The organism is Chryseobacterium sp. c4a, assembly GCF_009900745.1.
Taxonomy (GTDB): Bacteria; Bacteroidota; Bacteroidia; order Flavobacteriales; family Weeksellaceae; genus Chryseobacterium.
The window spans coordinates 153,973-166,365 of record NZ_WXVU01000011.1 but is presented as its reverse complement, the minus strand read 5'-3'; the positions used below and the strand labels follow the sequence as shown (position 1 = coordinate 166,365).

General features: G+C 34.4%; 12 protein-coding genes and 1 pseudogene. 3 read left to right on the top strand and 10 right to left on the bottom strand.

All coding sequences use genetic code 11. The features are described from left to right. Positions 1-20: 20 nt before the first annotated feature. Positions 21-935, bottom strand: coding sequence for an alpha/beta hydrolase (locus GTR01_RS15195; protein ID WP_160138653.1), 915 nt, complete (start codon positions 933-935; stop codon positions 21-23). 232 nt (positions 936-1,167) lie between these two features. On the opposite strand from GTR01_RS15195, the gene GTR01_RS15190 reads away from it, so the two are divergent. Continuing rightward, positions 1,168-1,719 carry a DNA-3-methyladenine glycosylase I gene (locus GTR01_RS15190; RefSeq protein ID WP_160138652.1) on the top strand — a complete coding sequence of 184 codons (552 nt, stop codon included), beginning with the start codon at positions 1,168-1,170 and terminating at the stop codon, positions 1,717-1,719. 127 nt (positions 1,720-1,846) lie between these two features. Here GTR01_RS15190 and GTR01_RS15185 read toward each other — a convergent pair whose 3' ends face one another. Both GTR01_RS15185 and GTR01_RS15180 read right to left on the bottom strand, forming a co-directional pair. Further along, positions 1,847-2,356: a hypothetical protein gene (locus tag GTR01_RS15185; protein WP_160138651.1), complete on the bottom strand. Its 510-nt coding sequence runs from the start codon at positions 2,354-2,356 to the stop codon at positions 1,847-1,849. A 114-nt stretch (positions 2,357-2,470) separates the two neighbouring features. Next, positions 2,471-2,848: a winged helix-turn-helix transcriptional regulator gene (locus GTR01_RS15180; protein WP_160138650.1), complete on the bottom strand. Its 378-nt coding sequence runs from the start codon at positions 2,846-2,848 to the stop codon at positions 2,471-2,473. Positions 2,849-2,940: 92 nt separating this feature from the next. Here GTR01_RS15180 and GTR01_RS15175 point away from each other — a divergent pair, with 92 nt between their 5' ends. Then, positions 2,941-3,528 (top strand): NAD(P)H-dependent oxidoreductase, encoded by a 588-nt coding sequence (locus tag GTR01_RS15175; RefSeq protein WP_160138649.1) that lies wholly within the window; start codon positions 2,941-2,943, stop codon positions 3,526-3,528. On the opposite strand, the gene GTR01_RS15170 is transcribed toward GTR01_RS15175, so the two are convergent. The 5 genes from GTR01_RS15170 to GTR01_RS15150 all read right to left on the bottom strand — a co-directional run bounded on the left by GTR01_RS15170 (position 3,473) and on the right by GTR01_RS15150 (position 8,506). After that, positions 3,473-4,228 (bottom strand): hypothetical protein, encoded by a 756-nt coding sequence (locus GTR01_RS15170; protein WP_160138648.1) that lies wholly within the window; start codon positions 4,226-4,228, stop codon positions 3,473-3,475. The two genes, GTR01_RS15175 and GTR01_RS15170, sit on opposite strands and share 56 nt — an antisense overlap. Before the next feature lie 18 nt (positions 4,229-4,246). Beyond that, positions 4,247-5,221, bottom strand: coding sequence for a hypothetical protein (locus GTR01_RS15165; protein WP_160138647.1), 975 nt, complete (start codon positions 5,219-5,221; stop codon positions 4,247-4,249). Between the two features lie 25 nt (positions 5,222-5,246). Then, on the bottom strand, positions 5,247-5,747 hold the full coding sequence (locus tag GTR01_RS15160) for a DUF2199 domain-containing protein (RefSeq protein ID WP_160138646.1): 501 nt from the start codon (positions 5,745-5,747) through the stop codon (positions 5,247-5,249). Between the two features lie 37 nt (positions 5,748-5,784). Beyond that, positions 5,785-7,371, bottom strand: coding sequence for a patatin-like phospholipase family protein (locus GTR01_RS15155; RefSeq protein WP_160138645.1), 1,587 nt, complete (start codon positions 7,369-7,371; stop codon positions 5,785-5,787). Between the two features lie 235 nt (positions 7,372-7,606). Next, entirely contained in the window at positions 7,607-8,506 is a 900-nt protein-coding gene (locus GTR01_RS15150; protein ID WP_160138644.1) for a CorA family divalent cation transporter, read from the bottom strand. Positions 8,507-8,579: 73 nt separating this feature from the next. Here GTR01_RS15150 and GTR01_RS15145 point away from each other — a divergent pair, with 73 nt between their 5' ends. Continuing rightward, positions 8,580-9,602 carry a 3-oxoacyl-ACP synthase III family protein gene (locus tag GTR01_RS15145; protein ID WP_160138643.1) on the top strand — a complete coding sequence of 341 codons (1,023 nt, stop codon included), beginning with the start codon at positions 8,580-8,582 and terminating at the stop codon, positions 9,600-9,602. Between the two features lie 76 nt (positions 9,603-9,678). Here the strand turns inward: GTR01_RS15145 and GTR01_RS15140 are convergent. Further along, positions 9,679-10,931 (bottom strand): annotated as a pseudogene (locus tag GTR01_RS15140) (IS3 family transposase). 107 nt (positions 10,932-11,038) lie between these two features. After that, complete coding sequence (locus GTR01_RS15135; RefSeq protein ID WP_160138642.1) at positions 11,039-12,199, bottom strand: thioredoxin family protein; 1,161 nt, start codon at positions 12,197-12,199, stop codon at positions 11,039-11,041. Positions 12,200-12,393: the final 194 nt, after the last annotated feature.

Sequence of the window (12,393 nt, the reverse complement as noted above, 5' to 3'; positions counted from 1 at the left end):
CATTCCTACAAAACTACACTTTATTTTAATTTTAGCTCAATAAATTTCAAAAATTCATCCTGCTGATCTACAAATAAATAGTGTGAGCAATTATCAATAAGCTTAAAATTTTCTTTTCCAACAATGTTTTTAAGGTTGTTCAGTTGCTTTTCAGAGAATATTCCATCATTCTTTCCATAAACAGCGAAAAGAGGAATTCCTTTTCTTTTGATTTCTTTTAAAACAGCTGTATTATCAAGATTGTTTAAAGGTTCGTTCTTGTAGAATTTGATCGGAGAGTTCTGATTTCTGATATTGTTTTTGAAGAATTCGCCAGCTTCATATTCTTGTCGAAGAGTCTTACTTTCCAGGGTAGGATAGGGCATGTCGAAGAATTTTAGTTTACTGGCAGTTTCGTAGCATCTTTTTCGATAAGCTGCTGAATTTTTAGGCAAATTTTCTATTTCAGAAATCTCTTGTAATTGAGCCGGATCATTTTTAAAATATTCCTTGGCTTCCTTCAAAATGTGATCGTAAGTTTCCTGTTGGGAAAATAAGGCTCCTGCAAGGGTAAGTGTTCGTACTTTTGATGGAAACTGCTGGGTAAATAAAGTACCAATGATTCCTCCAAAGCTATGGGCAAGGATATGAGCTTTTTTGAGGTGATAAGTACTATAAAGCTGATGCAGATCGTCAAAACTTTCTTTAAAAGTCATGGTAGCATTTTCATCTTTGGAGCGTCCTTCACCACGTCTATCATATACAATCACATAAAATCCTTTATCAGCAAGCTTTTGAGCTGTAGTTCCTTCAAATAAAGTGGCATTTCCACTCGGCCCGCCATGAATAAAAATAACAGCCGGATTCTTTTCGTTTCCATAAGCTTTTGAATAGATATGCTGAGCATTTATGGAGATTAAGAATAAGGAAAAAATAAGGGAGAATAATGATTTCATAATTGATACTTTATAGTAGCTAAGCTAGTTAATATTTTTGAGGTGCTGAATGAAAAAAGTTGTTGATGAGTTTGCTAAATTATTAATTAAAAGGCCTTCAAAGTGTTCTTTTTTCCCCAAGAAACTTCCATCTTCCATCCTCCAGCTTTTTTTCTCAAAAAATACACTACTGACTAACAGTTGTCACAACCTTGTCTTATCTTTATCCCGTTAAACCAAAACAGATACTTCAATGAGTTATTGCTTAGCCATAGACGGAATGCAGCCAGAGAGCAGAAAAGAATTGCATAAAAATTATCACGATAATTATTACGGATTTCCAATTCATGATGATAATGAATTGTTTGGAAGGCTTATTCTGGAAATCAACCAGGCAGGTTTAAGCTGGGAAACCGTTTTGAAGAAAGAAGAGAGCTTCAGAAAGGCTTACGATAATTTTAATATTCAAAAAATAGCGGCCTATACAGAGGAAGATCGTGAAAGGCTTTTAAACGACAGTGGAATTATCAGAAATAAACTGAAAGTAAACGCGGCCATTGAAAATGCCAAAACAATCATTGAGTTACAAAAAGATTTTGGATCATTTGAAAAATGGATAGAACATCATCATCCTAAAACACTACCAGAGTGGATGAAATTATTCAAAAAAACATTCAAATTTACAGGTGGTGAAATTGTAAATGAGTTTCTGATGAGCACAGGATATCTGAAAGGAGCACACCATGAAACCTGTCCGATTCATGCCAAAGTTTTGGAACAAAAACCTTTGTGGAAAGAGAGTTAGAACATAAAGAATTTTCTTGTCATCATTGTATAAGAACGATTTGTCTATGTGGTTCAAAAAATATATTTTAATGTTTAACATAGGCACATAGAAAAATAGGTTTGAAAGGTTTTTGCTAAAGCAATTCTTATCTTAAGCTTCTCACGGTAACATCAGGTTTTTCACCCTGTGGAACAATGAAAATAGCATTGTCATTAATGGTATCTCCGGGATCAAAATAATAACTACCGGTTACAGGAATAGTACTGGTGATAAATTTCCCGGATTTGTCATATGCAGAGTAGGTTACGTTAAGCATTTGGGCTTTCATTTTCAGCTCAATTTTTTTAGAGGTAAGCCTTGATCCGGTAGCATTAATGCAGTCTAATTCAACAAGACCAATATTGCTTACAATCTGAGGGAATGCGGAAAGTCTGATATTGTAAGCTTTATCCGATTTATTTTTTACGGATGCCGAAACTTTATAACGGTCATACTGTTTTCCACCAGATTCAACACTTTCTTTATTAAGGATGTTGAAGGTTACTTCCATACCGTTAACGTCTAAGGCTTGGCCGTCGGAAATCTTTTGTGCATGTAAAGAAGAACACCAAAGAATTGTTGTGGAGAGGGAGATAAAGAATACCAAGTTTTTCATACTATTACATTGTGTTAGGTTTATTAAATATACACAAAATAAGAAAATGAAGTATAATTTACACTTTAAAGATTGTTTGTGTGAATAAAAGTATCCATATATTGAATATCTTTTTTATTCATTTTCAGAAGTCTCTTCGGTTAACTGTTTGTGTTCTATTCCCCATTTTTCGAATTCCAGGATAATAGGTTTCAGCTTATAGCCGATTTCCGTTAGTTCATATTCTACTCGTGGCGGAACTTCTGCATACACAGTTCTTGTGATGATTTTATCTTCTTCCAGCCTGCGAAGCTGAAGCGTAAGCATACGTTCAGTAATATTCTGAAGATGTTTCTTCAATTCTCCGAATCTCATTTTACCATTGATGAGATAACAGCAGATCGCAAGAGCCCATTGGCCACCAACGATATTGGATGCGTAGATTTCCGGACATTCATCTGCAAGTGCTTTTTTATTGGCAAAATTGGTGGAAGTTTCCTTTATTTTAGTCATTACTTACATTTTTTATAGTACCCTACAATAGGTAGCTAATGTACGAAATGTAAGTAAAGTGTTGTAATTTTGTTGTAGAAATTATAAACATAATGAAAACACTGATAATTGTTACCCATCCTGAAATTGAAAATTCTATCATCAATAAAAGATGGATTGAAGAGTTGGAAAAAGATCCCCAAAAATATACGGTTCATCAATTGTATAAAGCCTATCCTGATGGGAAAATTGATATAGCGAAAGAGCAACAGTTGATGGAGTCTCATGATACTATTGTATTCCAGTTTCCTTTCTACTGGTTCAGCAGCCCGCCCCTTTTAAAACAATGGCTGGATGAGGTTATCCTGTATGGTTGGGCTTATGGAAGTAACAGCGGATTTAAACTGGCTGGCAAAAAAATGGCTTTAGCGGTTACTGCCGGTATTGATGAAGACGTATACTCTGCTTCAGGAAAATATAAATATACGATGGAGGAGCTTCTCAGACCTTATGAACTGACCTTTGAATATATTAAAGCACAATATAAAGATCCTTTCGTTTATTACGGTATAGAGCGTAACCCTTCAGATGAATGGATTGAGAGAAGTGTTCCTATGTATCTTGATTTTTTAGAGGCTCTTTCGGTCAATAGCTGTGATCAAGGTAAATTGCCCCTTGATAGCAGCCAAGACTCTCTTTAATGCTCATCATTATCTCAGGAATATATTCATAACCTCCTTCAAGAAGATGTTCCATATCATCACGGTATAGATAATCATGGTCTTGAAGGTAGGTTTTTAAATGCTTTTCTGTACTGATATGCAGGTTGGGAGAGGAGTCAAACTTTGAGATCTCAAGTGATTTTCTCATTTCCTCTACATCAGGAGACTCTTTAAAAACAGCAACCTTAAAGGAAAGTAGAATAAGGTAATCCACCATCAGAAGAAGTTCATCACTGCTTAAAATAGAGTCAATAGTCAATTCCAGGGCAGTCTCAAGAAGTGGAATATAAAATTCTTCAATTCCCATGGCTGTAACTGAAAAGAGTAAGGGGACTTCATAGCGGGTAGCCAGATGCCAGATGCTGACAAATCCGTGATGGGCAAATATTTCTTCGCTTCCTTCATGATCATTTTGATAATACCAGGTAAACCAATCGAAAAGAGCTGTAAACTCATTATTTTCTAAAGTGTAATCTTCTTGCTGAAGTTTTAACATGAGCTTTTCATAGGATATTCTTGAAAATTCTTTTTCGCTGTTCAGAAAATCCCGGAAAGTTCCAAAACATTTATTAATGACCTCTAAAAATACATCAGGAAGGTTTGTATCTGAAATTTTCGGATACAGGTTTTCTCTGATCCTTGCTTTATCCAGTTTGTAAAATTCTATAAATCCTCCCATTTTTTCTTCTGATAAGTTTTATTTTGATTTAAAAAAGGATTCTGTTTCGTATCTATATCTTTCCTCAGCCCAATATTCAAGTGTTTGTTTAAAAAGTTTTTGCTCATATTTTAGAATTCCGGCTTTGGAATTGAAGCGTTCCAGATTCCTGGGTGTCGGAGATTCTATTGAGCTGATCCTATTTCTGCAGATGATACACTGGTTATTAAATACTGATTTTCTGTGACATACGATACATTTTTCAAAATGATTACAAACAGTATTGATTTCATTGTACTGGCCATCTGAAAGCAGTATTCTTGGGATTTTGGTCAGTAGTTTGAAGAAATTCAATGATCCATCAGAAAAAAATATATAGTCCAGATTATCAAATTCCTTTTCCTGTTCTTCTTCTTTTGTTAATCTCTTCAATTCAATGTGATAGGAATAAGAATCATTAATTTCAAAATACACCTGTTTGATTTCTGACCATGAGATACGGTGTATTTTTTTATCATAATACGTAAAACCTAATTGATTGATATTCCTGATCCTCTTGTTTTTTAACTTTTTAACTTTACATTTTTTACAGAAAGGTTCCTGTAAAGAACTTTCTACCCGTTTTCGACTACCACATTGAGAGCAAGTTGATTCATATATATCAAGATATTTATCAATAATAGTACAAAGTTTTTCGTTACCACCGGCACGAAATCCTTTCATTGTAAATACTCCCCAAGAATATTTGTACTGTATAGGCTGAAGATAAGTCCATCCATTGGAAGAAAGTTCGGCAAACATTCTTTTTCCTTCCTTTTCCCATCCCGGATAAAGATCTTTAATGAAATATTGGATGTATGAATATTCGTTGAAATTGCCGAAATTGTAATTCCTATTTTCTAATTCTTCTTTAATAGATTGAATATATTCCTCTGAATAAGAATGCGGAGCCATAAAATAAATATAGGCAAGCATTTCGGGAGTGTTATTCTTTAATGAGTTTTGCACCTCCATAGTTGAATTTCAGGTCTGTTCAGTATTATTTGCTATTTAAAACCCTGTTAATCCTTTTCTCTGCCTCGTCTTTTGTAATTCCATTATAAAAATCATGTACAAAAGGATGCTCATAGCTTTGATGAGGAAAAACAAACGGACGGCCGATGGTATTGTCTACCACAACTGTTGTAGGAATGCTCTCAGAAAAATCATAGTCAGGAAGATAGGTATTAAGCCATCCGAAATATTCAGCTTTGAATTCTTTATTATCGTAATTTTCGACATATTCAGTATAGCTTTTTTCACTTAATGAAACCCAGACTCCATAATCAAGATCCCTGCAGTCATCGGTAACTTCCTGTATTAAAACAGTGCGGATAAATCGATGAGTATCTTCAGGAGTTTTAACTACACAAAGGTCTGAAGTAAGTTCAGCATTTTTCTGTTCTTCCTCAGATAAACAAGAATAGAAATAAGGTGAATTATAGGCCAGTGCAGGCCAGTCTTCTTTTTCTTCGCCACAGCATTCACAGATGTATTTCATAATGAGTTTGCTTTTCAGCTAAAATACTTAAAAATCCTTATCCCACCGTAGGCGTATCCTCTTCCTTCAGTATTTTCTTTTCCTTCATAGTAAGCATCATGCGTTCATACTTATATTTTTCCCAATCAAACTGGTTCAGGAAGTCAAGGGCAGCCTGAAAACCTCTGTTGAAAAGATCTTCTTTCTCTTCTCTTTTCATAAAGAAATTAAGCCAGCTGCTGGTTCCACAATTGACAGTCTGTATGCTGTACAGCTTATAGAAACTATGTTTAGTAAGAAAGGTTTTATCATTAAAACCCTTTAAAGTACTGATGATATTTCCGGCATAACTAAAAGGCGTTTTGAGGATTTCCTCACTGGTTTTTCCTTTTTCAGAAAGAAGATCAGAATCACTCGTCAATTGTACTCCAAAAAGAGGCATCCTAGGATAGAAGACTTCATCTGCATGAAACAGATCAATAGGGAAATTGGAAATACTGCCGCCATCAATGAAAACACCAACAGGATTAATATCTTCCTTTTTTGTATTCATCCAAAATCTCCATGCATATTTTACCGAACTGTCATCCTTATTGATTCTCTTCTGAAAAGGTTCAAAGAAAAAAGGGACAGACATGGAAGCTCTTACAAATTCTGCGGGACTGATATGTTTTAACTCTTCTTCAGACCAGTATAAATTGGCCATGGTAGGAAGTTCTACTTTTATTTTGGCATTGATATCTGTAGCAATCACAACATACTCAGATCGAAGAAGGTAAAAAGGGTTGTTTTTATAATAATCATTGTTCACAGCACTGTCGTAAAAGATTTTATATCGGGTTTGATCAATGTGTTCCAGGTTTTTAGCTTTGATTTTTTCAATACTGGCTAAAGTGATGTTATAATATTCCTGTTCGTTTCCATAGCGATAGTTCAGGTTCAGATCATGTTCTTTTTGTATAAATTTCTCATTAAGATTGGCTACGGTTTGAATTCCAAAATTATCCAAAGCTGCTTTCATCGTATTTAAAAATATATTTCCGGGATTAAGCCCGCTATTTTCCTTTCTGAAATTATTGTATAATTTTTTGATACAGAGAAAAAGAATAAGCGCCGGAATCAAAGGAATTAAAAACATCAGTTTGGCACTCAGAATACTTCCCGAAGGAGCTGCAAAAGGAATACTAACGAGAATAATGAATAAAATAACAGCAATAATAGCATTGATTTTAAAGAAGTCTTTATTGTTCAACATCCCGTGAAGGGTTGTTTTTACATACGTTTTCCCATCCATAAAATCAGCAAAGTTCCAGCTAAAAAGAATCTCTTTAATCAGTTCGCTTTTAGGTTCTTCCTTTGTTTTGCAAGCGGCAATAAGCATGGTATTGATAGCTCCGGCACTGGTTCCTGCTATTTTCAAAAAACGGATTCCAAAGATTTCCAGGCCATAAAGATAACCTACCAATGCACTTCCCCAGACACCACCACCTTCCTGAACAAATTCTATATATTGATTTCCCTCTGCATCCAAAAGATCAGAAAATTCTTTAGCAGAGATATTTCCATACAAAGAAACCAGTTTATCTTTGGATGCCTGTGAAAGAGAATTATCCTGCAGAATTTTGTTAAGATCTTCAGTTTTCATGGTCTCTGGTTTTCGGGTCTTAATATTTTGTTTAGGTCATTGTAAACTGTAGGTGGAGCAATCTCTAAATTACTGTTTATTTGTAAACCATAAGATAAAGATTGATCATCTTTTTTATATTGAGAACATTTAGGATAATGTTATATTGAATTCTCTCACAGCTTTTGCTGATTAAGCATGTTCTTTTGCAGTATTATCAACAAAATCTGCAGGAGAAATATATTCCTTCATAAGATCACCATTGTCTGCGTCTCACATAGATAAATGTACTGATAACAACGGTAGCCATTACCCCCAATGTTATAAAATAACCATGTTTATGATGAAGTTCAGGCATATTCTCAAAGTTCATTCCGTACACACCGGCAATAAAGGTGATAGGTAAGAAATATACTGAGTAAATGGCCAACACTTTCATCACCTGGTTAGCTTTTTGATCCGAAAGCGCCAAAAACATTGAAATAAGGTTGGTGATCTGTATATTTAAATGGTCAAAATCGGCCACTACATCCTTGTGTTTATCCTTTAAATCCACAATTTCAGAGTCTTGCAGGTTCAAAAGCTTGAACTTGTCGATGGCATCTGTTGAAATCACCAAAACCCGCGAGTTCAACCCGGATTTTCGTTTCAGTTTGTACAATCTTCGGATCTGGCTGGTGTGGTTAGTATTCTTGAGGAAGATCTCATTTTCAATATTGTCCATGGTTTCCAGTAAACTTACCGATTCATCATCAAAACTTTTCATAATCAATATGGCGATCATTAAAGCTACTTTTTGTGGAGTAGCTTCTTCCTGAATGAGAGAAAGTTTCTTTTTTGTTTCAGAAATACTTCTGGTTTTCATCCTATGGATGGTGATAATGGTTTTATCCAGAATGAAAATCGCAATCTTTGTGCTGATATCACTGATGGTGTTCAGATTTTTTCTTTCCAGCTCTGTACTTTCACGGAGAAGAAAGAATTTTACATTTCCGTCTTCTTCATATTTTGGAAGGTGATTAGGATCTATGGTATCTTCCAGAAGAAGATTGTTGATTTCGTATCGTTCATGAAGGAATTTTAGGTCTTCTGCAGTAGGAGCCTCTACATCTACCCATTCGCAGTGGGTACTTCTGTATATCGTATCAATTGGCATAAAGTAAAAATACTAATATTTTGAAAAACTATGTGTTAAATAAGTTTTATCTTTGCCAAAATTATAAAACTATATGATTAAAAGTACAATAAAAGGTGTGGGATTTTATGTCCCAGATAACATTGTTACAAATGATGATCTAGCAAAACTAATGACTACCAATGATGAATGGATTACCGAAAGAACAGGCATCAAGGAGCGAAGACACAGAAAAAACAGAAATGATTCTCAGGAAACTGCAGCTTACTTAGGCTTCAAGGCATCAGAAAAGGCTATTGAAAATGCAGGTTTAACAGCTAAAGATATCGACTATATTGTTTTTGCAACCCTTTCTCCGGATTATTATTTTCCAGGGTGTGGCGTTTTACTTCAGGATATGCTGGGATGTGATACCATTGGAGCATTAGACGTAAGAAATCAGTGTTCAGGATTCGTATATTCTATGAGTGTAGCTAATGCTTTCATTAAATCGGGAACTTATAAAAATATCCTTGTGGTAGGGGCAGAAATTCATTCTTTCGGGTTAGATTTTTCTGATGAAGGAAGAGGTGTTTCTGTTATTTTTGGAGATGGAGCAGGAGCTATAGTTCTTTCAGCAACAGAAGACGAAAAAGCAGGAGATGTATTAGCGGTCAATATGCATTCTGAGGGGAAATATGCCGATGAATTATGTACACAATTCCCAGGTTCTAAGTTCGGATGGAGCGACAGAATGAGAAAAGAACCTGAAAATGTAACAGACAAAGAAGTATATCCTATCATGAACGGAAACTTCGTATTCAAACATGCGGTAACAAGATTCCCGGAAACCATGATGGAGGCTTTAAATAAAGCTGGAAAAACAATCGAAGATCTTGATATGTTTATTCCACACCAGGCGAATCTGAGAATAGCTCAGTTTGTTCAGCAGAAGTTTGGATTGCCGGATGAAAAAATCTTCAACAACATTCAGAAATACGGAAATACAACAGCAGCTTCTATTCCTATCGCTTTAAGCGAGGCCATTGAACAAGGCAAAATTAAAAGAGGTGACCTAGTCCTTCTTTCCGCTTTTGGTAGTGGATTCACTTGGGGAAGTGTTCTTTTTGAATATTAATGAAACTAAGAACGGTATAAAAAACCAAACTGACTAGTCCTGAAAAAGGTTGACTGGTTTACTAATTCAAATATACTTAAATCAGAGTAGGAATTTTCCTATTCTGATTTTGTTTTTTATATGTTTTTAATTTCACATTATTTTTCATGTGTACTTGGCTTGGAATGTTGTAGTTCAGGGAACAATGCGGTCTTAAATTATTATAATAGTAAATTGATTGTTCAAGCTGTTGTGAGAGATTTTTAAAGTCTTCAAAAGTATCAATCAATCCAAATTCATATTTCAGAATGCCATTCACTCTCTCCGCTACAGCATTTTCATAAGGATCCGAGTTTTCGGTCATACTGATAAGAATATCACTTTTCTTCAGCATTTCGGTATATTCTTTACTGCAATACTGTAGTCCCCTGTCTGAATGATGAATTAATGAATGCTTGTACAACCTGTTCTTTATAGCTTGTTTTAATGCCTTCAATGTGGAGCTGGTCTGTAAATTATCACTCAATTCATATCCTACAATTTTCTTCGAATACGCATCGGTAATCAAATGAAGATAATAACTCTTCTCTTTGGTCTTCAGATAGGTAATGTCTGCAACCCAGACCTTTTCTGAACACTTCAGTTCCTTCTCTTTGATGATATTGGGGTATTTCTTCATCCAATGTCTGGAATTCGTTGTTTTGAAGTAACTGTGTTTTCTGGGAATCAAAAGATAATTTAATCTTAAAAGATTGAATAAACGATCTCTTCCTATATGGAGTTCCTCTTTCTCAAAATCATTTTTAAGCAATACATAAAGTTTTCGAGTGCCTATCTTAGGCATCTTTTTACGGATGGATAATACCAACTCTATGGCTCTATCATCGTTATTATTCAACGTGGAGCGTTTTTTCCTCTTGTAATAAGCTTGTTTGCTATATCCAAACAATCGGCAGATATCTTCCAGTGTAAGTGTAGTATCTAACCTTATTTCCTGGATTGATTGGAACCAGACTTTTTTACAATCTCAATCTTAAGCTCTCGTTCTGCGATTTCTATAAACTTCCTGAATACTTTAAGCTCTTCTTCTTTTTTGGCTAAAGCTGCTTCAAGCTCTTTGATTTTTTGTTTCTGCGGATCTTTCATTGGCCTACCTTTACTTAGCTGTTTTTCATAACTAAAGTTACCAAATTTTATTAACCAACTCGGAATGCATGAATTACCTCGAATGTTGTATCGGGTTTGTAATTGGGATTTTGTATATAATCCCCGTTCATATTAAGAGACAACCTGTCTTTTGAAAGCTTCACTGTATTCTTGTACAGGAGAAGATGTTTTTTTTAATTTCATAAGGATGACTGATTTTAGCGTTTTTTAGTCAACCTTTTTCAGGACGAGACAAACACATAAAAAAACCGCAGAACATTCTGCGGTTTTTATTTTTATACTTTTATCTATTAAAGACTTTTCAATAATTTTTCCGTATCAGAACTATCCTGGCCTGAGCTTTTAGCCAGTTCTATAGATTTTTCAGCCCAAATTTTTGCGTTTTTCTTGTCACCCACCTTATTGTAAAGATTAGCAAGAGTATCTGTATTGGCAAAATTCTGATCCTTTTTTACAGATTCTTCACCCCATGCTACTGCTTGTTGTAAAGACGTTTTATTGCTTATGTTTTCAAAGAAATTCCAGGCAATAGAGTTTAATTCTGCAGAACTTGCCTTAGAATAATCTTTGTATAGTTCTAAAGTTAATTTCTCATACAATGGAATGTCTTTATTCTTTAAAGCTCTGTTGGCTTTCAGTTTTTTTAATAATTTCTCTGCATCCTCTTTACTCATTAATTTTTGAATTTCTGCAAGAAAATATGGGTCATTCCAGGTCTTAGTCTCAGAATTATATGCCTTTTTAGAGATCGTATTGATTTTAATGCTTTGGTCAATCTTAGCATATTTATCTTCAGGATAAAATTTAAAAATTTCTGTTTTTTTATCCTGAAAAATCTTATACAAAGGACTTTCTGTAGTGGATGTACCAGCAATAAGCAATTGAGCATCCTCTTCTTCCATCGTAGGTTTTACCTGGAAATAGCGATTCAATACCTTACCGGCAAATTCTGAATCGTTATATATGGTAAGCTCTGCAAGATTCTTCAAAAAAGCAGGTTCTTTTTCTCCATTTTCAAATTGTTGTTTTAAAGAAGTCAATTTTTTATTCGGATCTTCTGCATCTTTTGCAAACTGAATGAAATCTTTTTCTTCAACATATCCCAACGTTCTGTGTACCGCTTCACCATTTCCATCAATGAATAAGTAAGTAGGAAATGCCTTTACATTATATTTTTTAGCAAGATCAATACCTTCTCCTTTCTCCATATCAATTTTAGCATTGATAAAATGAGAATTATAATAGTCACCTACATTTTTCAATGGGAAAATATTTTTTACCATCAGTTTGCAGGGGCCGCACCATGATGCATAAGCATCTATAAACACCAATTTGTTTTCCTTTTTGGCTTTAGCGAGGATAGAAGCAAAGTTGCCTTCCTCAAATTTGATACCTTGTGCCCATGCTAGTGCACCTATAAAAAGAGTAGAAAGTATAGCGATCTTTTTCATAAAAAACGATTTGTTCCCTGCAAATGTAATAAATATGATGACATTTAAGTTCGTCACATTGAAAATAATTTTTAAAGAACCTTATTTTTAATACAGGTTTAGGCTTATATGAAAGAAAAACATCTATTGTTTTGGACTTATTATTAAAATTAATGTAAATGATAATTTTAGTTAAATGATTAAATTTCAATAGA